Source organism: Methanolobus sp. WCC1 (assembly GCF_045690315.1).
Taxonomy (GTDB): Archaea; Halobacteriota; Methanosarcinia; order Methanosarcinales; family Methanosarcinaceae; genus Methanolobus; species Methanolobus tindarius.
Window position 1 is genome coordinate 226,791 of the sequence record NZ_CP146979.1, and the last position, 24,619, is coordinate 251,409.

The following is a 24,619-nucleotide window of genomic DNA, read 5'->3' on the forward strand; positions in this document are numbered from 1 at the left end:
TTCTCATACATTATTCTCCTTATTTGTGAAGACAGTTATCTTCATTCATCTTTTTCAGCAATTCCACAACAGAATAAGCTGCACGGGTTACACCCATACTTCTTTTATCAGTATCAGTTCCTGCTGCATATAATCCCTTGATAGGTGTTCTTACATCTGCAAAATAACCATTAATTGTGACCGCAGCTTTTTCAGGAATTGTTGTCTGATTATGTGTCATTTCAATATGATCTTCGATTTCCGGAATTGCCTTGTATATAGTATCATACGCCTTTTTGACCTGTGCTTCTTCATTATCATCAGCGTTGAGAATGAATGAGAATCCCACAAGCTGTTTTCCTTTAGGTGCCAGGGATGTATCGTAGTTGCTTATTGGCATTGCCCAGTATGGCGAATCCTTAAACCATATTTCAGAACCGATGTAGTTGAAATCATCCATCATGGAATCCAGTCCGGTCCACACGGTCAGGCTCTTTGTGTGTGCAACTCTCTTTAGATCCTGAATGTAAACATTTGGAAGACTTTCGATCATTTCTGGCAGGTCTGTGACAAATCCTGTGTAGATAACTTTGTCAGCCCTGTACACTTCATCAGCTTCAACACCAACAACTTTCCCTCTTTCAGTGATTATCTTCTTAACTTCACAACCAGTCTTAATCTCCACGGTATTTGGCAGGGAAAATAAAACTGCGTTAAGTATGGATTTTAATCCCTTTCTTGGATAACCCTGTGAATAGTTCACTTTGTTATTTGCCAGTCTTCCAAGTGATGTAAAAGGATTTGATACCTTGTTCAGTTTTGCCTGCAGTGAAGTATGTACATTTGGCGGAAGGAATGTCTTTGGCACCGGTTCAGGACTTATCTTTTCATTATGCTTCATTATGCTTTCAAGCTGCTCTTCCGGGACACTGTCCCTTACAAAACTACTGCCTGTGAGAATTCTCTGGGCAGATGTCTGCTTCATATCCTTTCCTGAAAGGAAATGGCAGATAGTATCAATGAAATCATATGTATCCGCTGTCAGGTTAGTTGGCATAAACTCATATACGGATTCTTTGGACAGGTCAGTTCCAAATGTAGAAAGAGTGAGTGCTTTGGTAATGGCCTGTGTCAGAACAATTCTGTCTTTACGCGGAAGAACATCGAATGTGACAAACTCCTTCACGTTGGAAGGCACTTTCATGAAATTATCTTTTGTTCTCACAAAGTAATTGCCATATTCCTCAAAGACAGGCTGGTAATCAAAATAATTGTCCATAAGCCTTCTAAGAGGACCTACTTCAAGATGTGTAATGGCGTGAGCACCTGTGTCTACCTGGAAACCATCAACCATGTAGCTGTTACAGTTGCCGCCAACAAATTTGCTTTTTTCAAGAACCAGTACTTTATTGCCATGTTTGGATAGGGTAAGTGCGGATAACAGTCCGCTTATACCGGCACCTACAACTATCACATCGTAATTTTCCATCATTTCCCCTCATTACGATATGGTTTTATTCGAATATCTCTGGTACTATACGCTTTGCTACTTCTTCGTATGCTTTTGAAAGGTCTCCCTTGTCAAAGCGGAAAATATCCTTGTCCATTGACTGGCCTGTGCTCTTGTCCCAGAGGCGACATGTATCACATGATATCTCATCTGCAACAACAATCTTGCCATCCACTCTGCCGAACTCAAGTTTGAAGTCAGGGAGCAGGAAGCCTTTCTCATCAAGGTATGTCTTCAGAATTTCATTGATCTTAAGAGCCATTTCTCTTATCTGTGCTATCTCTTCGTAGGTAGCAATCCCCAGTGCAACAGCAATATCCTCGTTTAACATAGGGTCGCCATGTTCGTCACTCTTGTAATCCATGACAAGTACAGGTTTCTTAAAAACAGTTCCTTCTTCGATTGGGTATTTGCGGGTAATGGAACCTGCTGCAATGTTTCTTGGAATGACTTCAATTAGTATTATTTCTACAGCACGGACCAGCATTTCATTGCCGGATTCCATTCCAATGTAGTGTGTTGGAATTCCTTCTTCCTCAAGCATCTCAAAGATTTTCCTGGATATCTGGGCGTTGTAATATCCTTTCTTTGCAGCTTCACTCTTCTTTTTTCCGTCAAATGCTGTAAGGCTGTCCCTGAAGACTGAAATCAGCTTTTCAGGGTCTTCGGTCTTGTAGATGGTCTTTGCTTTTCCAGAGTATAATTCTTCTTTTTTCATCTGCATCATCCTTTACATAGTGTTGTTAATGATTATTGTTATTGAATATTTATTATATACATGTCCTATAATTATTTATGTCTTAATTAATGTATCATTTATGTACTAGAAATGCATACTAAATGTTATTATAGCACTGTATTGATAACTACATTGTTTATTATATTTGATTATTTTATAGGTGAACTATATGGAACAGGAACTTATGCGTATTGGGGTATCGCTTCCCGAAAATCTTCTTACTAAATTTGATTCTATCATTGAACAGAGAGGTTATTCATCCCGTTCAGAAGGTATCAGAGATTCTATCAGGAATTACATTACCCATTATGAATGGATGAGTGACGTTAAAGGAAGACGTGTCGGTACGATAACATTGATCTACGACCATACCAAACGTGGCCTTTCAAGCGCTCTCACCGAGATACAGCATGATTACTCTCATATTATAAAGTCTTCCGTCCACATTCATCTTGACCACGATAACTGTCTTGAGGTCATAATACTTGACGGTGAAGGCGAGGAAGTAAAAGCAGTTGCAGAAAGGACAATGGCACTAAAAGGTGTCAATTATGTCAAACTTAATACAGCACTTCCTGCTGAGAAAATATAATAATTAAAGTACGGAATTTAAGATTTATATTCCTTTTTTGAATGAGGAGTCAATGCTCCTCAATAATTTATCTCCGGTTTCTGTGAGATAGTATATCTGGAAATTCTTGTCTCTTCTTGAATCCACAAGATCTGCTTCCTTCAGGAGTTTCAGGTGGTATGACAATGCCGAATGTTTATAATCTGTAGCTTCAACAAGCACACATACACAAAGTTCGGTTATCTGAAGCGCTTTAAGAATTCGAATTCTGACAGGATCTGACAGTACTTTGAAAACAGACACTAGGTTGTCTACATTCTCTTTCATAACTGAATGGACTTCCATTGAAGTTGCATCCGGGAGAATGTATGGTTCCTGAATTATGTTTATGTCCTGATCAGTCATATCTTGATTAATTACGTTAAAGTAATTAATATGTTTTGACTACGGATAAGCAAAAAAAGCTGAAAAAAGGGTTATTTAACACCTTTTTCTATGAAAAGAGCTGCATATTTCTTGTCAGTTCCCTGTATATGGCCAACAAGCCAGTCTTTGAGGAAGTTCAGGATCTCATAACTGATTCCTGCTTTTTCGTTCTCATAATCATTCTTGAAAGCAAGCACTTTGTCCACAAACTTTTCATGTTCCATTTTGTGCTCTTCATAATCCAGATAGCCAAAGCGTTTCATATATTTTTCTTCGGTTGAGAAATGGAATTTTGTATACTCCGCCATCTTATTTATTATTTCCAGAGAAACTTCCCGGCTCTTTGCATTCTTCATTGCGTCATGAAGATCGTTTATCATACCCACGAGAACTTTATGCTGGTCATCAATTTCCTTGATCTGAATACTGTATTTGTCTGACCATGTAATAAGTGCCATAAACTATCACCACTTAGTAATGGTAACTAAAATATAAATACATTATTATATTTAAATGGGCAAAAGATGAATTCCGGAACATTCATCTAAATTCAAACGATTACCTACTTTTCACCTACTGCTGCAGTCACCAGTTTCAGTCCCTCTGCAAAGAGGAATGTCACAAATGCCACAGCCACTGGCATTATCCATTCAGTTGGTGCTAGAGGAATCAACCCGAATGCAACATTCAGCTTTGGGATATACATGACCGACATTGTTGCAAAGAATGTAGCCGTAACCCCGGCTATCATTAAGCGGTTACTGAAGACTCCTATGCTGAATACTGATTTATCAAGTGACCTGAATGCCAGTGGTATGAACAGTATCATACTCACAACTGTAGCAAATGTCAGTGTCCTTGCCATGGTCGTATCAGCTACCGGATCACTCATTTTAAACACAAGATAAGATGCAATTCCCATTACAAATGCAAGTGTAACCACAAGGAACAGATTACGTTTCTTAAGGAAATTATCATTAGGATCTCTTGGAGGCATCGTCATTATTCCGGGGGTTGCCGGATCAAGTCCCAGGGATACGGCAGGCATTATCTCATTGAACATGTTGATGAAAAGTATCTGCAATGCAAGCAGCGGTATAAGATCAAATCCAAGGAAAGTTATTCCTGCCATAATCAGTATTATGAGCATGAAATTCCTTGAGATTAGATAGGTTATGAATTTCTCAATGTTATTGTAAATGGTCCTGCCGCCGCGGACAGCTTCCACAATGGATGCAAAATTATCATCCTGAAGTATCATGACACTGGATTCTTTCGCAACATCAGTTCCTTTAATTCCCATTGCAATACCAATATCTGCTTTTTTAAGGGCCGGTGCATCGTTCACACCATCTCCTGTCATGGCAACTATATGTCCCTTTTTCTGAAGGGCATTTACGATCCTGAGTTTCTGTTCCGGCATTGTCCTGGCGTAAACGTTTATGTTCTCAACAATAATGTCAAATTCTTCATCGTTGAGTTCTTCAAGTTCATCACCTGTAACCGCACAGTCCTCTGCTATACGACGAAGTTTATCATCTTCATAAACCCCGCAACCATCTTTACCATCAAAGAGGCCAATGTTCCTTCCAATAGCCTTTGCAGTCTCCTGATTGTCTCCGGTTATCATTATTACCTTAATACCGGCTTTCCGACACATTGCAACGGCTTCTTTTGCCTCAGTTCTGGGAGGGTCTATCATTGCCACAAGACCGAGGAATATCATGTCCTTTTCAAACTCATCGGTGTCATCACCGGCAGTCTCTTCCTTGCAGGCAACAGCCAGTACTCTATATGCCGAACTTGCAAATTCCAGATTCTTTTCCAGAATGAGTTCCCTGTCCTTTTCGGTAAGTGGAATGCTTTCTCCGTTCTTCTCAATAGCACTACATTGAGGGAGAACAAATTCAGGAGCACCTTTTGTAAAAGATATAAACCCACTTTCCGTCTTGTGGATAGTTGTCATTATCTTTCTTTCAGAGGTGAACACTATCTCCTCTTTCATCTCATAATCTTTATCCAGTTCATCTTTCCACAGATCAGCTTTTGCAGCGGCAACAGTAAGGGCAATTTCAGTGGGGTCGCCGACAACTTCCCATTTATCCCCTTTCTTTTCAATGGCAGAGTTGTTACAAAGGGTAATTCCCCTGAGAAGCTCAAGTGTAGTTCTGTCGTTAGTTACATCAACCCTGTTCCCACGTTTCAGGAAATCTCCTTTAGGAATGTACCCTGAACCGGTGATATCAACCTCAGTCTCGCTGACAAACAGTTTTTCCACTGTCATCTCATTACGGGTGAGTGTGCCGGTTTTGTCAGTACATATTATTGTGGTTGAACCAAGTGTCTCCACAGCAAGCATTTTTCGGATTATGGCATTGTGTCCAGCCATTTTTTTCATTCCGTATGCAAGGGTTATTGTTAGCGTGAGCGGCAGTCCTTCCGGCACAGCAGCCACAGCCAATGCAAGTGATATAAGGAGCATATCGGCAAACGGTGCTCCAATGTAAATTCCAATTGCAAATGTAATTGCAGAAGCAAGAACAGCGAGGAATGCAAGTGTCAGGGAGAGTTTTGTAATCTTAGCCTGAAGCGGTGTTACTTCGTCCCCGGTCTGGATTAATTTTGCAATTTGCCCTATCTTGGTGTTCATACCGGTTGAAGTTACAAGAGCCTTACATTTTCCATGTACTATTTGAGTTCCGGCAAAAATGTCCTCGTTTTCATTTTTACCAACAGGAACGCTTTCTCCTGTCAGGGAAGATTCATCTATTTTCAGGGCAACCGCTTCAAAGATAAAAGCATCTGCAGGAACTTTATCTCCCGTTTCAAGGACAAGAATGTCTCCGGGAACAACATTGACTGTGAGTATTTTTCTAAGGCGTTTATCTCTAAGCACTGTGGTTTCAGGCTGCACTATGCTTTTCAGGGCTTCCATAGCTTTTTCAGCCCTGTACTCCTGAACAAATCCCAGTATGATGACAACGGCAATAGTGAACATAATAACTGCGAAGTCAATGGTTTCACCAATTGCGAGGGAAATTATGGCCGCAGCAGCAAGCACCCAGACTATCAGGTTAACGAACTGTCCTGCAAAGACTTTAAGTGCCGTTGTTTTCTTCTTTTCAGTAAGTTCGTTCTTTCCGGAACTTACCAGTCTTTCCTGTGCCTCCTGCTCAGAAAGTCCATTTCCAGAACTTTTCATTTCAGTGAATAATTCATCAGGATTTCCATTTTCCTGTCCCACTTGTTTTTCTCCCCTTAAGTCACATAAATAACAAATTATAATCAGTAAATATATTCAGCTCTGTTAGTATATCTTTTTTAGCCTGTCTGCAAATTCAGGTGTTATATAGTTGTCAGCACTCATGCAAACGTGAGATGCAAATTCAATTGCAGTTTCTATAATCTCATCCCACTCAGTTTCAGAAATAGCATAGAGGTCTGTAACTTTCCTTTTGTGCAGCATATATGCGATACCTGCGTTGAAAGTATCTCCTGCCCCAACAGTGCTTACAGTTTCAATTTCAGGGGCAGTGTAGTGTTTAGAATAAGAAGGAGTTTTCAGGTAAACACCATGGGAATTTTTGGTGTAAATAAGAATGTCACATTCTCTTTCACAAACAAAATCATAAGCTTCGTCAGGATTATTGCAATCTCCTATTTTTTTCATATCCTCATTGGAAGCTCTTACTATATCTGCAAATTTTATGTTCTCAGAGATTAGTGGCCTGATATCAGCAAGTGAAGAAGAGAGCGAATCCCTGAAATTAGGATCATAAAACAAGGTTGTGCCATTACTTTTTGCAGTAATGATAATATTTTTAAGTTCTTTTCTGATTTCAGATTTTAAAGCCATAATTGAACCAAATATGAGTATGTCATCCGGTTCAAATTGTGGCATTTCAATATCAAGTCGTTTTTTTGGAAAATCTTCATAGAATTCATATTTTGCATCGTTGCGGTCATTTAGAAATGCAAGAGAAAGAGGCGACTTGCCATTATAAAGAAAAAGATGCTTGGTTGCAACTCCATTTTCACTGAGAAATTTTTTAATTAAACTGCCTACTTTGTCCTGTCCAAACTCGCTTATGAATGATACAGGAATCTTCAGTCTACCCAGGGTGATGGAGCTATTTAGCATGGCTCCGCCGGGACAGGAAGCTATTATGTTTCCTTCCTTAAAGAGGATGTCATAAAAAGTTTCACTGATGGTGTAAACATGGGATATGGTGTCACCGCCAGATTCCGGAATGTCAATTCCCGGTAATGTCAGTTATTATTCCTATTATGTAGGCTATACTTCCACTTTCATCACGTACGAATGTGGATTTATCCTCAACGGTTTTGACATGTTCCTTTTTAGTCTTTGCTCTGTATTTCTGTGATAGTCCGGCAGCACCTTCAAGTGCATTTTCTTTAAGTTCCAGAACTACTCTGTCAAGGTCATCAGGATGAATAAGTTCCTTGAAGTTCACTTTTCCCGATGTAAAATCTTCTGTTTTGTACCCGAATTCCTCAATTGATGAAGATATAAATTCCACTTTCCCATTTTCCTTGCGTATGAATGCTATTATTCCTGAATTATCAAGAAGCATTTCAAGGGCTTTAACACGAAGCTCCATTATCTCAAGAATGTCTTTTTGCTTCAGGGCACACTCCAGATCAGTGTTCTCCTTTTTTTTCATCTCACCCAGTTTGTCTTCTTTTCTGTCATAACTGCTGTAAGCAGCTTTTCCAAAATTTGTATCATTACTGATAACAACCCCTCCTATTATAGTTTCCAATCCCGTAATGAATTGCTGAATAAGTATCTTGTTCAATAATTTAAGTATTTATTGTCAAGTCAATATAGTTCCCACTAAGCAACAATGACTGAAAAGAAACAAAATAAAACAATAAAATAATTTCCTGGAGCAAAGTTGCTCCAGTTATGTTAAATAAATATTTGAAATTTATTTAATGTAAAGTCCGCACTTACATGAACCACGGGTTTCAACATCCCTTGTTCTTGCAGCGCATGGGCAGATGATCTTCTTATCCTGCTCCTTATCTCCGGTTCTCTTCTGGCAGAAGCAGTACCATTCACCAAACTCTTTCTTGTTGTTGGAAATGCCTTTTACAGCAGTTGTGATTACATCCCAGTCGGTGTTGAGCTTGTATCCTGTTGTTTCTGCGTTTTTCTTGGACCTTTCATAAAATTCTGCTTCTAGATCATTTTCGAATTTCATAGTAACACTCTCATATGTTGGAATAAACATTCATCTCCATTAATTTAAGAGTTTGCATTGTCTTTTGCAATTTCGGCAAGCTTATATCCGATTTCTCTGCAAGCTTTCTTATCTTCTTCGTAAGGTCTGAACTTAATTTGCATACTTTCCATGGCAAGCTCAAACTTTGCACTTTCCATCATCTTTTCCATTCCTTTGACTGCACCGCCTCCCCACCCGTATGAGCCGAACAGGAAGTACTTCTTTCCTTTAGGATGCAGTCCTGTAAGGTATGTCAAAAATCCGGCATTGGTGAAAAACATTCCATTATTCATAGTAGGTGAACCTATAGCAACCACCGGCGCATCCATGAGTTCCTTCATGGTCATGCTCCAGTCATTCTTCCTCAGATGCCTCAGGCGCACTTCAACACCTGCAGATCTTGCGCCTTCTACAATTTCCATTGCCATCTTTTCAGTGCTGCCCCACATGGTGTCATAAATAACAAGGACTTTTGGAACAGTTTCACCATGTGCCCATTTCAGGTATTGTGTCATCACCTTTGAAACATTATCTCTCCAGATTATTCCATGTGCAGGAGCTATCATTTCTGGGTGTACTTCCAGTCCTTTGAGCTTCTCAATATATTTGAGAACCTGTCCTCCAAAAGGCAAAAGGATATTAGCGTAGTAGATGCCGGCATCTTCCATTACGTCATCAACTTCATCATCAAAGCGTTTGGATGTAGCGATGTGCTGACCGAATGCATCGTTTGAGAATAGGAGTTTGTCTTCTTTCACATAGGTCTGCATGCTGTCAGGCCAGTGAAGCATTGTTGCTTCAATGAACATCAATGTCCTTTCACCAAGGCTTAACTCATCACCTGTTTTAACAACATTCAGATCCCAGTTATCAAAGCCTTCTTCTTTGTAATACTCTGAAAGACCGGTCTGGCCTTTTGACGATGCAAATACCTTTGCATTCGGTGCAAGTTCCAAAACCCTGGAAATGGAACTGGAGTGATCCATCTCAACGTGGTTTGATATAATGTAATCTATCTTAGAAGGATCGATTATCTGACTGATGCGCTTGATCATCTCTCCGGCAAAAGGAGCTTTTACCGTGTCAATGAGTGCAATTTTCTCATCGATTACGAGGTATGAATTATAACTTCCTCCCTTCGGTGTTTCATATCCGTGGAAGTCACGCAGATTCCAGTCAACCACACCTACCCAGTAGATTCCTTTTGCAATTTCAAGTGGCTTGTAATCGTCCATAATTATGCCTCTTTACTTTAAGTCTGCATCCTGAACTGGGTTGCATCATCAAGCAGCTCATCAATTATCATGTAGTGACCTCTTTCAGCTGCGGCAACCTGTTCAAAGAATACCTTTTGTTCTTCGCTTTCTGCCCTTTTGGCAAGCTCCATATAGAAATATTCACTCTTATGCTCAAATCTTAGGGCAGCAAGCAATATTCCTATTTCTTCAAGCTTTTCATCTGAGAATTCTTCGCTGAAGGATGCTTCAAACTTAGGATATGTGAACTCTACTTCAGGGATATTCTTGCTTTCCCTGTACTTCTGGAGATATCCTGCATGCTTTTTTTCTTCGTCTGCAAGGAACACATACAATTTGCTGGCAGTTGCGTTCTTCATTACCGATGCCTTTTCACTGTAATATGCCATTCCCTCTTCCTCAAGTTCTATTGCAAGAGCAATTGCCTCGTCAAGTGACTTAAGGTGGTCAAGCTCCTCTGCAATTTCCTGTAGTATATCTTTCATTTTAGAATCTCCTTTAGGAACTTATTCGCAAAATACAAGTTTGCCGTTCTCTGTCTGAACAAAAATAAAACCCACTGTATCAATTATTATCTGATTCTGGCTTAATATATCTTTCGAGCTTTATTCATTGTAATGGTGAATTTAGCTATGTTTTATGTGATATGGGCGACCATCCCATGTTTAGAAAACTTTTTATTTGTATCAATACATTAATTTGGTTATATTTCATCTGTTATTCATTTTGAACAAAATCACTTTCATAGAGGTAGATGAATGGACAAAATAAAAATCGCAATTGCGGGTATTGGCAATTGTGCAAGTTCCCTTATTCAGGGTATTGAATACTACAAAAACAAGAATGAGGACGATGCAATAGGTTTAATGCACTGGGATATCGGAGGATATAAGCCATCAGATATTGAAGTGGTAGCTGCTTTTGATATAGACAAGAGAAAAGTTGGTAAAGATGTCTCAGAAGCAATTTTTGCACCACCTAACTGTACAGCGGTTTTCTGTCCGGAAATTCCACCTACAGGCGCCATTGTAAAAATGGGTTCAATTCTTGATGGTGTTTCAGAACACATGGTTGACTATAGCGATAACAGGCGCTTCATTCCTTCTGATGAACAGGAATTATCAAAAGAGCAGGTAGTAAAAGAGCTACAGGATTGCGGAGCAGAGATACTGCTGAACTACATGCCTGTTGGTTCTGAGAATGCAACTCGCTTTTATGCAGAATGCGCTCTTGAGGCAGGAGTTGCATTTATCAACAACATGCCTGTTTTCATAGTAAGCAATCCGGAGTGGGCTGCAAAGTTTGAGGAAAAGGGCATTCCTATGATTGGTGACGACATAAAGGCACAACTTGGTGCAACAATCACCCACAGGATGCTTGCAGACCTTTTCCACAAACGTGGTGTAAAACTGGAAAGAACTTACCAGCTCAACACTGGTGGTAACACCGATTTCCTTAATATGCTCAACAGGAACAGACTTGCTTCCAAGAAAGAGTCTAAGACCGAAGCCGTTCAGTCAGTTGTCGGCCAGAGGATGGATGATGACAATATCCATGTAGGTCCAAGCGACTATGTTCCATGGCAGAACGATAACAAGTTATGCTTCCTGAGGATGGAAGGTAAGCTCTTTGGCGATGTTCCGATGAATATCGAGCTTCGCCTTTCAGTTGAAGATTCCCCTAACTCTGCCGGAGTTGTCATTGATGCGGTCCGGTGCTGTAAACTTGCGCTTGACAGGGGCATTGGCGGAATTCTTTACTCACCATCTTCATACTTCATGAAGCATCCGCCAAAGCAGTTCACTGATGATGAGGCACATGCGATGACGGATGCTTTCATCAAAGGTGAGCGCGACAATTGAGTTAAACTGACCTAAGGTAATATTCATGGACTTTGCCGCCACTGGAAAAAAGCGCCGTATATTCGGTGTTGATTTCAGTGGTGCAAAGGATGCAGGTCGCAAGATATGGATAAGTGAAGGCATCTCCAGTGGCGATAAACTCCATATTCAGAGCTGCTATCCTATTTTTGAAATTGTTTCTGATAAAAGTAAGCAACTTGATGCATGTCTTTCAGCTTTACGTGATCAGATATTGTCAGATAACAATGCTGTTTTTGGGATGGACTTCCCTTTTAGTCTTCCCGATAAACTAATGTCCGGGAAAGACTGGTCTTCTTTTGTATCTGATTTTCCCGACGAATATGAGTCTGCGGATGCCTTCCGTAAAAAAATGCAGTATATGGGTGGTAAGACTGAACTGAAACGCCTTACTGATGTTGAGGTGAAAGCACCATTCAGCATTTACAATCTCTGGGTATACAAGCAGACTTATTTTGGAATTCGTGATGTTCTGCGTCCTCTTGTTACAGAAGAAAGAGCATGTGCTATTCCCATGCAAACACCTGAATCCGGAAAACCCTGGCTTATGGAGATATGTCCGGCTTCAACTCTGAAAAGTGAAGACCTCTATATTGGATATAAAGGAAGGACAGAAAAGGAAGAGAATAAAAGGGAATACATTCTAAGCAAGTTAATTGAAAACGGTATAATCATCTCAGATGATGTTAAAGAAAAAATAATCAAAAACAAAGATGGAGATGCCCTTGACAGTTTCGTGGCTGCCTATGCCACTTATCGTTCCATCTTAAAAATGAATGATATTATCGGGAAACTTCCCGATATATATCTTCGCGAAGGTTATACTTTCTATTAATCCTTGCTCACGCCAACAATGTCGTAGATGTCATCCGGGCTGTTAATTACAGTTATGTTTTCCATTTGGGCGAGTTTCTTTGTATTGGATACGTCTACTTCACGCATTTTGAGTACCATCTCACGTCCTTCCGGGGAATATGTCGTAACAGTTCCCATTTCCCTGTCAACCGGGAGTATGTAAATTGGTGTACTGCCCTTTGCTGTCTGTGATACGACATTTGTGACAAGAGTGTCCCCTATTCCGCATACGATCTTTGCAACGCTGTTGGAAGTCATCGGAGCAATGATAAGTGCGTCATAGTATCCAACCTGAAGCGGTCCTGCGAGAAATGGCGAATTTGGTCCGCCTTCTGTCTTGAAATTAGGGAAATCCCTCTGTATATCATTCCACATGTGGTACCATTTCATAACGGTCTCTCCTTCCTTTGAAAGAAAAACCATTATCTCAAGATCGGTCTTGTTTTTGATATCCACCATTGTTTCATACGTTTCTTTGATAAGGTCGCCTGAACCTGTGATTCCCCATGCTATCCTTTTCATTATATGTGCCTTCTGTTCTTTTTTAGTATCCTATCAGTGATTCCTTGTTGATCTCACTGTCGGGTATTTTCATAGCCTGAAGTAGTTCCACCATTGCGTCAACCATGGGAGGCGGTCCGCATACGTAGAATGTTCTTTCAGAATAATCCGGTAATTCCCTTAGTATAAGATTCTCACAAATGCGCTCCCTGCATCCTGTCCAGTTTTCTGAGGCTCGTGTGAGGGTATTGAAAACCTTGAGGTTTGGGTTTTGCTTTTGCATTTCCCCAAGTTCTTCTGTGAATATCATGTCCTCTTCGGTTTTGTCACTGCATATCAGCATGATATCCGTATCAAGTTTCATATCAGTGCAGTATTTGCAGATACTGATCATTGGTGTGATTCCAATTCCGCCACTAAGAAGTGCAATCTTATCATGTTCACCCTCAAATGTCAGTTTACCAAATGGACCTTTAATAATTGCTTCGTCTCCCGGAACCATAGCATCAAGCATGTTTGAGAATTCATGCCCGGTGAGCTTTTTTGTAAATTCGATATGATCTTTTTCAGTTGGACTGCTGGAAAGTGTAAATGGTTTACCTATTTTTTTCTCTCCGTTGAACAGCTTGATAATCACATATTGTCCTGCTTTGTAATCAAAGTCATCCGGTCTCTTGAACCTGAAACTTTTTACGTTGTAAGTCCGCTTTATAATCTCTGTAACAGGTTCTTCAAATTCCAGATTTACTCCTCCTTGCGCAGGTCTTTTGTTGCTATGGCCGTTTTTATGAGTTTGTTCATTGTCCTGTGAAGGCTTCTGATGCCTTCTGAATCTTCTGCAGCACCTTCAGCACCTCTGTCCTGTGACCAGAAAGTTCCACCAAGGTTTGATCCGAATGATCCGCCTGCAACGGGTATCATTTCACTGATGACATAGAAATTGAGAATATTTTGTATGGCTGGCTCCTGTCCGCCCATCCGGTCTCCGCCAACGGCTGCAGCAGCGCCAACTTTGTTCATAAATGACTTTGGATTGCGTGCAACAACAGCGCGGCATCTGTCCATAATAGTTTTAGTCTGGGCACTTAAAGTACCCTGGTATACCGGAGTGCCGATAATCCATGCGTCTGCCCAGAGCATTTTATCGTAGAGTTCCACAAGATCATCTTTGTGAATACAGCCTTCTTTCTTGCGTACACAATAGTCACAGTGGATGCAGAATTTCATCTCTTTGCCTCTGGCAGAGAAATATTCAATCTCAACATCATACTTTTCCTGTGCAAATCTGAGAGCTTCATTTACAATATAATCTGTGGACTTCTTCCTGGGGCTTCCTGAGATACCCAGCAGGCGAATGCTTCTGTCTTCTGACATGGTGGCACTCCGTATTTGTTTATTCCAGTGTTATTGCTTCCTGTGGGCAGGCATCAACACAGTTTCCACATTCCACACAGTCGTCAGGACGTGCGATGACAGATTTTGGATTTCCATCCGCATCATCCTGTACTTCAATAACATCTGTTGGGCATGCCTGTGCACAGGCTCCTATTCCTTCACATTTATCTAAATCTACTTCTGGTGGCATTTTTGTATTCCTCCATTATTTTCTCTTTAAGACGTACATCGTAAATCCAAGAACCATTGCAGCAGTAACTACACCGAATCCCGGTGTACTTTCTGATTCTGGTTCGGGCTGGGTTCTTTCATTTGCAGGTGTTGACGGGTCATAAATTATTGCAGACATTTCGTTCATGTCAACAACCGGAACTTCTGTTTCTTCACCCAGAAGATGATCGATCATATCCTGTGGGGCTGACCTGTATTTCAGTGTACTTTCCACTGTAATAGGATAAACAGCATTCTCCGGAAGAACAAACGAGTGATGTTCGGTTACAGTTTCCTTTGGAGCTATTCTATTATCCTCAAGAATGCTTTCGGCAAGCCAGAAACTCTTTGTTTCTTCGCCGTTAGTGTCTCCAAGGACATTGTTGTACAGCATCTTTGCATCGATAATATTTCCGTCCGCATCAAGGCTACCTGCATCATATATGCTCTCACCGTTCGCATCTGTAGCTGTGACTTCAAGCCATATTTCCCTGATTTCAGATACCCCGGTAGGGATCTTATGTCCGGCTCCTGAGTTTGTAATGGCTACATCAATAGTGACTTCATCACCTGCTGATGCAATTTCAGGTGTTGTTAATTCAATTGTTGTGGCTTTTTCCAGTCTTTCAACTGCCATTTCAACTACGTTTTCAGCACCGAACATTGGTGGTATCAGGGTATTGGCACCTACAATGTCATGTGATGAGATATGATCTCTTTTCGGGACACTTGAACTGGCACGTCCGGGATTCGCCTTGAACTCAGTTATACCTTCTGTCATATGGCAGTCCTGACATACCACATTTTCTTCGGCATACTGACTTTCTTTCCAGGTGGAATATGTATCATCAATAACAAGTCCGTTCACAGGATTGATCACCTGATGGCACATCCCACAGTATTCTGACTGAGTATAAAGCTCGAGGTATTCAGACTTATGATAGGCATCTCTTGAATCATTGAACGGACCCCATTTCGTATCTCCCGGACTCACTGTGAAAGGAGCATTCCCTGTTCCGTTGCTTCCTGATACCACGTGACAGAAATCACACTGCACACCAAGTCTGGCAATATCGGACATTTCAGAACCGTCAATTGGTGGAATTTCACCGCTGACGACTCCTATGGGTGTGTGGCAACGTGAGCAGAACTCATCCAGCTCGCCATCTGTATCTTCGCTTGCTATCTTGACTTCTTCAAGGTAGAATGGGTCCAGATATGCGTTAAAGTGCATTGTTCCTTCCCAGTCAGCGTAAATTATTGCATGGCATTGTCTGCATCTGCTTTCATAGGCAAAGTCGTCTGAGCTGTATTCTCCAGCCTGGGTTGCAGGTGTTGCATTTGCAAAGTTTCCACTAACCAGTAGCAGAATAAAAATTGCAAAAAACAAACTACCTTTTACCAAAATCCCCCTCATGTCCTCTCCTCTAAGTATTCGATTTTCTATTTGGTGCTGAAGCACCGGTTTTTTCAGACCGGTGCAATGAGCAAAATTAATTCAGAGGAAACAAATCCTCTGCTCTGTTTCTCTGTTTATAATTACTTAAGCTGCTTTAGTGCATCTCTGCATGCAGCAACCGCAGGAGCTCCGGATGTGATGAAAATGACATCCATTACTTCCATGATCTCTTCTTTTGTTGCTCCACTCTTAAGTGCACTCTTCATCTGTGATATGACACAGCGCTCACACTGCTTGGATGCAACGATGGCAAGTGCCATGAGTATTTTTGTCTTTGCCGGAAGTGCACCATCTTTGAGAAGCCTGTGGTTACACATATTGTATTTCTGTAAAAACTCAGGCTCAAGTTCTCCAAGTGTTTCTAATATCTGTGGTGTGAATCCCAGCTTGTCGGACATATCATCAATTATTTCTCTGTGTCCGCCGCATCCTTTACCTCTTTCTCCGCACATTTTCTCTTCTCCTTTATTATCTATTGTCTTATAAAATCGGGGATGTTTCCATCCCGATTAATCGAATCCGTCTTCAATTGTCTGGTCAAAACAGTATTTGCAAAGAATCCTTGGCAGTCCCTTTGGCAGTCTCTGTACGTTAGGTGGCTGTCCAACAGTCACGGGAAGTTCAAGTTCTTTGCAGTGATCGCTACAGAGGCCCTTTCCGCAGGCAATGCAGACGCATGTTGCTTCTGTATCGTTTCCATCTTCCATGCAGTCATAACATTTCATCATGATATCACCTAGTAGTTCTCCTTCAGGGCTTCATGACATGGTATACAGAGCACTTTCTTCCAGTGCTGTACATCCTTGTAGTCACAGGAAATTCCCATTCCACATTTCAGCTTTATACTGTATTCACCTTCCCATACAGGTGTTTCTTCTCTTACAAGGTGGTCCTTGCAAACTCCTCTCCCGCAGATTATGCAGACAGCAACTGTATCACTGTCTTTTCCATTTTTTGCACATTCAAAGCATTTCATGACGATCACTCTGTCAATAAGTTGTTTGTTCGCAAATCTTTCTATTCGTCATTTCTGCAGATGCGAATATGTAGCATGATATTGGTATATACAGATGTAAGCACCGATATCCCCCCGCAGATATGAATAATAATTCTTCTAACGTTTACCGGATATATCTGTAACGGTAAATACTGGTCCTTTTTTTACCAAGTGTTTCTTTCCTGCAGTACTCTGTATGCTTAGTATTTATGAAAAATTATTTTTACTTACAATTAAATATTGCTTCTACTCTTTTGGTTATTTGTCTATACGATTTGTGCGATCAAACCAACAAAGTTTTAAATATGTATGGATACCTGAATAGGAACACACTTTACAGGAGGATTCAAATGACATTTGGAATTGAATTTGTACCAAGCGACCCGGTTTTAAAAATAGCTCACTATGCAAAACTTGCTGAACAGCAGGGCTTTGACAATGTATGGATCACAGACCACTACAACAACCGTGATGTCTATTCTACCTTAACCGTGCTTGCAATGAACACAAACAGTATCAAGCTCGGAACAGGTGTAACAAACCCATACACAAGAAATGCAGCTATCACAGCATCAAGCATCGGTTCACTTAATGAGATCTCAGGCGGCCGTGCAATTCTCGGTCTCGGTCCTGGAGACAAGGCAACCTTTGATGCAATGGGCATCTCATGGGACAAGCCACTCACAACAACAAAGGAAAGCATCGCTGCTATCCGTGGCTTCCTCGCTGGAGAGAAAGTAACCATGGATGGCGACATGATCAAATTCGGCGGCGCAAAGATGGCATTCAAGGCTGGCGATGTACCTATTTACATGGGTGCACAGGGTCCAAAGATGCTCGAGCTCGCAGGAGAGGTATCAGACGGTGTACTTATCAATGCATCACACCCAAAGGACTTCGAAGTAGCTGTTAAGCAGATCGCAGCAGGTGCAAAGAAGGCAGGCCGTGACCCTAAGGAAGTTGACGTAGCAGCATACGCATGCTTCTCAATTGACAAGGACGCAGCAAAGGCAAAGAGCGCAGCACAGATTGTAGTTGCATTTATCGTTGCAGGTTCCCCTGATATGGTACTTGAACGCCATGGAATTGACCCGGCAGCAAAGGCTGACATCGGCGGAGCAATCGCAAAGGGCGACTTCGGCGCACTCATGGGCGGCATGGTCACAGATAGCATGATGGACGCATTCTCTATCTGCGGAACACCAGATGACTGTAAGGCAAGAATCAACGAGCTTCTTGACATCGGTGTAACACAGATTGTTGCTGGTTCCCCAATCGGACCAAACAAAGAGAAGGCTATCAAGCTTATCGGCAAAGAAATCATTGGATAAACAAAAGAAAAGAACGTCGGAGGCAGTTAATGGCCCATCCAAAAATATTAGAGGTCATTGAGCACGACGTCTGCACTTCTTGTGGGGCATGCGTTTCAGCATGTCCTGCAGGTGCTATTGTTATGAACAAGCATGCAGAAGTCCGTGACCCTGATAATTTAGAATACTACGTCAAAGGCGCAGCACCTGATGTATGTGAGCAGTGTCTCACTTGCGGAAGACTCTGTCCTGTTATTGACGGATATGTAGAAGACGAATTTGCAAACGTAAAAGAGTTCTTTGGAGCAAAAAGCACAATACACGGTCAGGATGGCGGTGTAACTTCAATTCTTGCAAAAGCTCTGCTTGAAACCGGTACGGTAGATTGTATTGTTGGTATCGCCAGAGATGGTGCATGGGGTACTGAACTTATTGTTATGACCAAACCGGAAGATGTTGATAGGACAACAGGTACTAAGTACACATACGATTCTGTACTTTCAGCACTCAGGGAACCTTTTGAGAAATACGATAAGATTGGTGTAATTGGCGTACCTTGCCAGGCACACGGCGCACGTCTCCTTTTTGAGAATAACAATGACAAGATCGTTGTGATCCTTGGTCTGTTGTGCATGGAAAGTTTCTACCATGACGTAATGACTGAGAAGATCGTTCCTGAAGTAATGGGACTTAATCTTGAAGACGTTGTTAAGATGGACTTCGGTAAGGGTAAGTTCTGGAACTACACAAAGGACGGCGAAGCTCACAGCGTAAAGATTCCTGAAGTCGCTCACTACGCAAGAAACCCATGCCACAACTGTTGTGACTACACATCAGTATCTGCTGACATATCACTCGGATCTGTTGGTACGCCTGATGGCTGGAACTGTGTGCTAATAAGAACTGATGTAGGCAAGAAGATGTTCGAGCTTATCAAAGATAAGGTCGAGATCATGGAAGATCCAAAGCCAGGAATGGATCTTATCAAGAAACTTGCTAAGATGAAACACGATAACAACTCAGGCCACTACCTTGAAGTCTGTGAGAAATTCTCATTCGACGAATGTGGCATTCACTGATGGTTTATCATATATGCACATGAGAAGAGCGTTCTATATCGGACGCTTTCAACCATTTCATCTTGGACACTACTCTTTAATAAAGGATATTGCCCGGGATGCAGATGAAGTAGTAATTGGTATAGGCAGTGCGCAGAAAAGCCACGAGCCTAAGAATCCATTTACTGCAGGTGAACGCGTAATGATGATCAAGCATGCTCTTGAGGATGCTGGTATAAAACATTACGCGATTCCTCTGGAAGACCTGCAAAGAAATGCTGTGTGGGTCTCTCATATTATTTCTATGACACCACCTTTTGATGTGGTCTATTCTAACAATCCACTTGTTGTGCGTCTTTTTCAGGAATCCGGGATTTTAGTGGAACAACCTCCGATGTACCAGAGAGAAGGTTATTCCGGCAGCGAGATTCGAAAAAGGATGTTAAGGGGAGAGGATTGGAAATCCCTTGTGCCTGCTGCGGTTATTGACGTAATAGATGAAATTGATGGCGTGAACAGGCTCAAAAGTGTGTCAAAATCAGATAAAGACTACAGGGATTAGATCCTTACAGTCAATTACTCTTAATTATTTTTAAATATAATTTTCTCCCATTCAGAAAGGAAGCATAATGACACAAAATGGCAGAGTAGATTATGATCTGGGCGGCGACTCCGAAAGGAAACTGGTACATGTGATATCAGGTCTTGCTTACATACCTCTTGTGTATTTCTTCACAGAAATTTCGCTCTATGTTCTGTTTCTCCTGGAGTTTGTATTCTTTATATCGGTTGTTTCACTTGCATTTTTAAGAAAAGCAAAATATCAGCCTGTTTGTGATATGATCCGCCGCTGGGGTCGCAAAAAGGAAAATTATCTTCCCTTAAAAGCAACTTTGCTTATCAATACGGGAATCTTAATCTCATATTTTTTGTTCCCTGTTAATATTGTATGTGCTGCAATTGCAATAACTGCACTTGGGGATGGCATTGCAACTGTGGCAGGGGGAAGGTTCGGCAAGCATAATTTACCTTACTCCGAAAGAAAAACATATGAAGGCACAATGGCAGGGATAATTGCAGCTTTTGCAAGTACGGTTATTTTTGTATCACCTGTCCAGGCACTTTTTGGAAGTGTCGGTGCATTATTCATTGAGAGTGTAATTGGCAGGGATCTCAGGACAGGCTCATCCATAAATTCCTTTATTAATCTGATTAAAAATGATAATCTGGTACTTCCTATTGCTTCGGGTTTTATCATGCTTGCAATGGGGCAATAATCCTGAATATTTTCAGGTTCAAGAGTACTTTCTTTTTTAGCAGGATTTTATCCGCATTCAACAATGCCTATATACTCACTATCATCTTATATAGAATAAATTAAAAATTAACAATTAATTTTAATTTATTAGTTAAGTGTGGGATGATAAAAATATGGATGCTAAGAAATTTACTCCATTGGCATTTCTGGCTTCACTCGGTGCCGGCGGAATCGCAGTAATGCCATTTGTACTGATGCAATATACACTGGATCACGGTGCCGGCCTGATAACAAGGGCACAGTTATGGTCTATGGATTTATCCTCCTATCAGGTACTCTATTATTACCTGCTGGAGTTTGTAATGATATTGTTCACTTTAATTCACTTTGCTCTGACCATAATATTTACAATCAAGCTTGTAAGGTGGATGAAAACCGATAGTTTCTCATCTCTTATTAAAGATCCATTGAGAAATACTGGAATTCTGGCACCTCTGATATCATATCTCATGTCCATGAACGTTATGATAGGCCCACTGAGGTATTTTTTGCCAGTACTGTCAGGTAATTTTGCAGCACTCTTCTTCCCGGCAATGATATTCTGGTCACTGTTCTTTATTCTGGTGTTGTTTACTGAGATCAGGCTTCTGGAAATCTCTTTCAAGAATGGATTTGATATCAATAAGATTAATTTCGGCTGGCTGCTGCATCCGTTCCTTTTGGGAATGCTTACAGTTGTTGGGACAGGAATTGCCGCAATGGCAAGCGATAATACAATTGCAAATACCGCAGCTTTCATGTCCCTAATATCCGGTTCAATGGGAATGTTCCTGCTGTTTGTAAAAATGGTTATACTTTTCAAGAGCCATTTCCAATCCCCGGGTCTTCCGGAAAAGCACTTTTTGCCAAGCTTCCTGATAGTTATACCCAACATAACGCTCTATGCAATAAGTGGTTTCAGGCTTGGTCATTTCCTTGAAAGAACATATGGATTTGAACTGGGCGCTTATTTCTATTTTGTAGTCGGACTGGCTTTTGCATTTGAAATCTGGTACATGCTCTTTGGTTTCTCCCTTTTGATAGACTACTTCAGGAATAACCATTTCAAAGAGTTCTATGTGACCCAATGGGGACTCATCTGTCCACTGGTAGCATTTGCAGTTCTTGGTTCATTTGCTCACAGGATTGTGTTTAACAACATTGTGCTTTATGGAATTCTGGTAATGTTTATGCTTCTGACAATTCTGGTATACTTTGAGTTGCTAAGCAAACATATCAAATGCAGTCGCTCCAGCCACGCTACATTGAGCTGTGCTGTATGATGTCAGAAAAAACAATTAGTAGATGGATTTTTCAATAAAAACCGGCAAAGCCAGTTTTTTTGAGATTTTCATCTCAGGATTTAAGAATAATTGCTGATTTTTATTATTACAAGCACGCTGTAATGTTATAAGGATCTCCATATCTTGTTTTGTTATTTGTGTATTCATATTTGATGGAAACATTGCACCCGGTTAATGATATATAATGATTTTTTGTAGTAACTTTATTGATTGCATTCACATCCCGATTTCATCAGGCAGGTTGCGTTGATACAATCAAAAGGGGGTTCAATGTTCAAAAATCAGGAGATTATTTCCAAGGCAAAAGAAGCCATTTTGGATTTTGATGACAAAGCAGCCGAAATGATTGCTAAAGAAGCCCTTGAGGCAGGTATTGATCCTTTAGAGCTCATTGAGGGAAGTTTCACAGGGGCTATGGTCGATGTAGGTGAACAATTTGCAGCAGGTAAACTGTTCCTTCCTCATATGCTTGCAGCAGTTGATGCAACACAGGCAGCAATGTCCATACTTTTACCTGAAATTGAAAAGATGGGTTCTAAAATCAATTTTAAGGGTACGGTTGTTATTGGCACAATTGAAGGTGACATTCATTCCGTAGGAAAGGATATTGTCGCAACGGCTCTCATAATTGCAGGATATAATGTAGTTGATCTTGGCAGGGATGTGCCTATAGAGCATTATGTAAAAAAAGCACAGGAAGTAAACGCAGATGTGGTAGCTTCCTCGGCACTCATGACCATTACGATGATCAATCAGATGCGTATAGAAGAGCAGCTCACCGAGGCAGGTCTCAGGAATAGTGTCAAAACAATGGTTGGTGGCGCACCTGTTACTCAGGAGTGGGCTGACAGGATTGGTGCAGATATCTACGCTGAAAATGCAAGAAATGCAGTGGACAAGATCAATGCATTATTAGCATGAAAAATGATCATACCCTTTTCCATCTGACTCCTTCTTTCCCATCCTCTATGACAATGCCTTTTTCTTTTAATTTGTCCCGTATAGAATCTGCTGTTGCCCAATCCCTGTCAATACGTGCTCTTTCCCTGAGTTCTATCATTTCCTTGATATCCTCATCTGAAAGTCCGCTACTTTCCTTTTCAGATGTCTTTTTACTATCATCTTCAAAGATTCCCAGAACTTCATTTATTTCTGAAAAGAAATCAAGTACATTTTCAAGTGAGTTTCTTCCAGGTTTTTCATTTGTTAAAATGGAATTGACTTTGCGGCTGAATACAAAAAGATTACCAATTGCTTCCCGTGTGTTGAAATCATCATCCATTGACTCAACAAATGAAGATCTAGTTTCATCCATGAGTTCTGAGAGGCCGCAATCAGCATTGTTGTCTGTTGCTTCGGATACAGCATGTTTTACGTTTGAGATGGTGTTCAGTAATCTTTGTCTCGCTTTTCCAGCTTCCACAAGCGCATCCTCGCTAAAGTCAATGGTGCTTCTGTAGTGGGTATAAACGATGAAGAACCTGATTGTTCCAGGTGGGAATTTAGCAAGCACCTCTTTTATAGTAAAGAAGTTTCCAAGGGACTTTGACATTTTCTCCTTATCAATGGTCAGAAAACCATTATGCATCCAGTACTTACTGAAAGGATGTTTTCCAGTGCAGCTTTCAGATTGATGTATCTCCGCCTCATGATGCGGAAAAACAAGATCTAGTCCGCCGCCATGGATGTCCAGTTGCTCAGAGCAGTATTTCATGGACATAACAGTACATTCGATATGCCATCCTGGTCTTCCTCTGCCCCAGGGGCTGTCCCAGCCCGGCTCATTCCCTGGAGAATTTTTCCAGAGAACAAAATCGAGCTGATACTTCTTGTCATCTTCTACATCAATTCGGCACCCTGATCCCTCCATTAAACCTTCAACGGTCTGGTGGCTGAGTATGCCTATCCTGTCCGCAGATTTTTGAAGGTCATAGTATACGTTCCCTTTTGAGGTTGAATATGCTGCGCCGTTATCAATTAGAGTTGCAACGGTGTCAATTATGTCTTCGATATGCTCTGTTACTTTAGGACGGGTATCAGGTTCCATCACTCCAAGAGCCTGCATATCCTCTTCAAAAGATTCAGTAAACTTTTTCGAAAGCTCAAAGGCATCCTCCCCGCTTTCCTTAGCCCTGTCTATTACTTTGTCGTCTACATCAGTGATATTGGATACATAATTGACATTGTATCCTCTATACATCAGATAGCGTCTGATTATGTCAAAAGAAACGTAACTTCTGGCATGCCCCAGGTGGCAGTGGTCGTAAACTGTGGGTCCGCAAACATACATATTTACCTTCTTTCCGTTCAAGGGCACAAAATCCTCGTTTTCCCTTGTCAATGTGTTGTAAACTCTTAGCACCACAGTAAACACCTGATAAATAAAATGCCGAGAGAGAGATTCGAACTCCCGGAAAACCGCTCTGCAGGCGGTCACATTAGCCACTCTGTCATCTCGGCAGGATGATATGAGATTTTAAAAATCCTATACAGCATACTCTATTAATCTATTTATGTTTTCGCATCACAATATTTTATCTGATTTTTCTGGAATAGTATTTTAATATAATTCTACTATGAAAAAATTTATTTATGAATATCTCTAATGATTAACCGGGTAAAG

General features: G+C 41.0%; 28 protein-coding genes and 1 tRNA gene. 9 read left to right on the forward strand and 20 right to left on the reverse strand.

Features of this window, described 5'->3' with window-relative positions; all coding sequences use genetic code 11:
• Nucleotides 1-19 precede the first annotated feature (19 nt).
• Nucleotides 20-1,468 (reverse strand): phytoene desaturase family protein, encoded by a 1,449-nt coding sequence (locus tag V7O61_RS01140; RefSeq protein WP_407283382.1) that lies wholly within the window; start codon nucleotides 1,466-1,468, stop codon nucleotides 20-22.
• Between the two features lie 25 nt (nucleotides 1,469-1,493).
• Complete coding sequence (purC, locus tag V7O61_RS01145; protein WP_023844893.1) at nucleotides 1,494-2,207, reverse strand: phosphoribosylaminoimidazolesuccinocarboxamide synthase; 714 nt, start codon at nucleotides 2,205-2,207, stop codon at nucleotides 1,494-1,496.
• Nucleotides 2,208-2,397: 190 nt separating this feature from the next.
• On the opposite strand from purC, the gene nikR reads away from it, so the two are divergent.
• Nucleotides 2,398-2,820, forward strand: a complete 423-nt coding sequence (gene nikR, locus V7O61_RS01150) for a nickel-responsive transcriptional regulator NikR (RefSeq protein WP_023844892.1) — start codon at nucleotides 2,398-2,400, stop codon at nucleotides 2,818-2,820.
• A 24-nt stretch (nucleotides 2,821-2,844) separates the two neighbouring features.
• On the opposite strand, the gene V7O61_RS01155 is transcribed toward nikR, so the two are convergent.
• From V7O61_RS01155 to V7O61_RS01190, 8 genes are all read right to left on the reverse strand, one after another.
• Nucleotides 2,845-3,204 (reverse strand): helix-turn-helix transcriptional regulator, encoded by a 360-nt coding sequence (locus V7O61_RS01155; RefSeq protein WP_023844891.1) that lies wholly within the window; start codon nucleotides 3,202-3,204, stop codon nucleotides 2,845-2,847.
• A gap of 71 nt (nucleotides 3,205-3,275) precedes the next feature.
• Nucleotides 3,276-3,683 carry a bacteriohemerythrin gene (locus V7O61_RS01160; RefSeq protein ID WP_023844890.1) on the reverse strand — a complete coding sequence of 136 codons (408 nt, stop codon included), beginning with the start codon at nucleotides 3,681-3,683 and terminating at the stop codon, nucleotides 3,276-3,278.
• Nucleotides 3,684-3,787: 104 nt separating this feature from the next.
• Nucleotides 3,788-6,469, reverse strand: coding sequence for a cation-translocating P-type ATPase (locus V7O61_RS01165; protein WP_407283001.1), 2,682 nt, complete (start codon nucleotides 6,467-6,469; stop codon nucleotides 3,788-3,790).
• A 63-nt stretch (nucleotides 6,470-6,532) separates the two neighbouring features.
• Nucleotides 6,533-7,366, reverse strand: a complete 834-nt coding sequence (locus V7O61_RS01170) for a PfkB family carbohydrate kinase (protein ID WP_407283000.1) — start codon at nucleotides 7,364-7,366, stop codon at nucleotides 6,533-6,535.
• 112 nt (nucleotides 7,367-7,478) lie between these two features.
• On the reverse strand, nucleotides 7,479-8,045 hold the full coding sequence (locus tag V7O61_RS01175) for a PAS domain-containing protein (protein WP_407282999.1): 567 nt from the start codon (nucleotides 8,043-8,045) through the stop codon (nucleotides 7,479-7,481).
• Nucleotides 8,046-8,177: 132 nt separating this feature from the next.
• Complete coding sequence (locus V7O61_RS01180; protein WP_048135859.1) at nucleotides 8,178-8,453, reverse strand: ferredoxin-thioredoxin reductase catalytic domain-containing protein; 276 nt, start codon at nucleotides 8,451-8,453, stop codon at nucleotides 8,178-8,180.
• Nucleotides 8,454-8,497: 44 nt separating this feature from the next.
• Nucleotides 8,498-9,709: an FprA family A-type flavoprotein gene (locus tag V7O61_RS01185; RefSeq protein WP_023844886.1), complete on the reverse strand. Its 1,212-nt coding sequence runs from the start codon at nucleotides 9,707-9,709 to the stop codon at nucleotides 8,498-8,500.
• Between the two features lie 17 nt (nucleotides 9,710-9,726).
• A complete protein-coding gene (locus tag V7O61_RS01190) occupies nucleotides 9,727-10,215 on the reverse strand; it encodes a ferritin family protein (protein ID WP_023844885.1) in 489 nt (162 codons plus the stop codon).
• A gap of 273 nt (nucleotides 10,216-10,488) precedes the next feature.
• Between V7O61_RS01190 and V7O61_RS01195 the strand changes: the two genes are divergently transcribed.
• Both V7O61_RS01195 and V7O61_RS01200 read left to right on the forward strand, forming a co-directional pair.
• Entirely contained in the window at nucleotides 10,489-11,592 is a 1,104-nt protein-coding gene (locus V7O61_RS01195; RefSeq protein WP_407282998.1) for an inositol-3-phosphate synthase, read from the forward strand.
• Nucleotides 11,593-11,617: 25 nt separating this feature from the next.
• Entirely contained in the window at nucleotides 11,618-12,445 is an 828-nt protein-coding gene (locus tag V7O61_RS01200) for a hypothetical protein (protein ID WP_407282997.1), read from the forward strand.
• Here V7O61_RS01200 and afpA read toward each other — a convergent pair.
• From afpA to V7O61_RS01240, 8 genes are all read right to left on the reverse strand, one after another.
• Nucleotides 12,442-12,987: an archaeoflavoprotein AfpA gene (gene afpA, locus V7O61_RS01205; protein ID WP_023844882.1), complete on the reverse strand. Its 546-nt coding sequence runs from the start codon at nucleotides 12,985-12,987 to the stop codon at nucleotides 12,442-12,444. The two genes, V7O61_RS01200 and afpA, sit on opposite strands and share 4 nt — an antisense overlap.
• A 22-nt stretch (nucleotides 12,988-13,009) precedes the next feature.
• A complete protein-coding gene (locus tag V7O61_RS01210) occupies nucleotides 13,010-13,708 on the reverse strand; it encodes a ferredoxin--NADP reductase (protein ID WP_023844881.1) in 699 nt (232 codons plus the stop codon).
• A 2-nt stretch (nucleotides 13,709-13,710) separates the two neighbouring features.
• Complete coding sequence (locus V7O61_RS01215) at nucleotides 13,711-14,340, reverse strand: flavodoxin family protein (protein WP_023844880.1); 630 nt, start codon at nucleotides 14,338-14,340, stop codon at nucleotides 13,711-13,713.
• A gap of 19 nt (nucleotides 14,341-14,359) precedes the next feature.
• Nucleotides 14,360-14,551, reverse strand: a complete 192-nt coding sequence (locus V7O61_RS01220; protein WP_023844879.1) for a ferredoxin family protein — start codon at nucleotides 14,549-14,551, stop codon at nucleotides 14,360-14,362.
• A 15-nt stretch (nucleotides 14,552-14,566) separates the two neighbouring features.
• A complete protein-coding gene (locus V7O61_RS01225) occupies nucleotides 14,567-15,988 on the reverse strand; it encodes a multiheme c-type cytochrome (RefSeq protein ID WP_407282996.1) in 1,422 nt (473 codons plus the stop codon).
• Between the two features lie 122 nt (nucleotides 15,989-16,110).
• Nucleotides 16,111-16,482, reverse strand: a complete 372-nt coding sequence (locus V7O61_RS01230) for a carboxymuconolactone decarboxylase family protein (RefSeq protein WP_023844877.1) — start codon at nucleotides 16,480-16,482, stop codon at nucleotides 16,111-16,113.
• Nucleotides 16,483-16,539: 57 nt separating this feature from the next.
• Nucleotides 16,540-16,758 (reverse strand): DUF2180 family protein, encoded by a 219-nt coding sequence (locus V7O61_RS01235; RefSeq protein WP_023844876.1) that lies wholly within the window; start codon nucleotides 16,756-16,758, stop codon nucleotides 16,540-16,542.
• An 8-nt stretch (nucleotides 16,759-16,766) separates the two neighbouring features.
• A complete protein-coding gene (locus V7O61_RS01240; protein WP_023844875.1) occupies nucleotides 16,767-17,006 on the reverse strand; it encodes a DUF2180 family protein in 240 nt (79 codons plus the stop codon).
• 371 nt (nucleotides 17,007-17,377) lie between these two features.
• Here V7O61_RS01240 and mer point away from each other — a divergent pair, with 371 nt between their 5' ends.
• The 6 genes from mer to V7O61_RS01270 all read left to right on the forward strand — a co-directional run bounded on the left by mer (nucleotide 17,378) and on the right by V7O61_RS01270 (nucleotide 22,917).
• Nucleotides 17,378-18,358 carry a 5,10-methylenetetrahydromethanopterin reductase gene (gene mer / locus V7O61_RS01245; protein ID WP_023844874.1) on the forward strand — a complete coding sequence of 327 codons (981 nt, stop codon included), beginning with the start codon at nucleotides 17,378-17,380 and terminating at the stop codon, nucleotides 18,356-18,358.
• Between the two features lie 29 nt (nucleotides 18,359-18,387).
• Nucleotides 18,388-19,416 (forward strand): F420H2 dehydrogenase subunit FpoF, encoded by a 1,029-nt coding sequence (fpoF, locus tag V7O61_RS01250; RefSeq protein WP_023844873.1) that lies wholly within the window; start codon nucleotides 18,388-18,390, stop codon nucleotides 19,414-19,416.
• A gap of 13 nt (nucleotides 19,417-19,429) precedes the next feature.
• Nucleotides 19,430-19,957 (forward strand): nicotinamide-nucleotide adenylyltransferase, encoded by a 528-nt coding sequence (locus tag V7O61_RS01255; protein WP_048135196.1) that lies wholly within the window; start codon nucleotides 19,430-19,432, stop codon nucleotides 19,955-19,957.
• Nucleotides 19,958-20,024: 67 nt separating this feature from the next.
• Nucleotides 20,025-20,672 (forward strand): diacylglycerol/polyprenol kinase family protein, encoded by a 648-nt coding sequence (locus V7O61_RS01260; RefSeq protein ID WP_407282995.1) that lies wholly within the window; start codon nucleotides 20,025-20,027, stop codon nucleotides 20,670-20,672.
• A 154-nt stretch (nucleotides 20,673-20,826) separates the two neighbouring features.
• Nucleotides 20,827-21,975, forward strand: coding sequence for a selenoprotein TsoY (gene tsoY, locus V7O61_RS01265; RefSeq protein WP_407282994.1), 1,149 nt, complete (start codon nucleotides 20,827-20,829; stop codon nucleotides 21,973-21,975).
• 291 nt (nucleotides 21,976-22,266) lie between these two features.
• Nucleotides 22,267-22,917 carry a B12-binding domain-containing protein gene (locus V7O61_RS01270; protein ID WP_023844869.1) on the forward strand — a complete coding sequence of 217 codons (651 nt, stop codon included), beginning with the start codon at nucleotides 22,267-22,269 and terminating at the stop codon, nucleotides 22,915-22,917.
• Nucleotides 22,918-22,924: 7 nt separating this feature from the next.
• Here V7O61_RS01270 and cysS read toward each other — a convergent pair whose 3' ends face one another.
• A complete protein-coding gene (cysS, locus tag V7O61_RS01275) occupies nucleotides 22,925-24,361 on the reverse strand; it encodes a cysteine--tRNA ligase (RefSeq protein WP_407282993.1) in 1,437 nt (478 codons plus the stop codon).
• A gap of 22 nt (nucleotides 24,362-24,383) precedes the next feature.
• Nucleotides 24,384-24,456, reverse strand: a tRNA-Cys gene (locus tag V7O61_RS01280).
• Nucleotides 24,457-24,619: the final 163 nt, after the last annotated feature.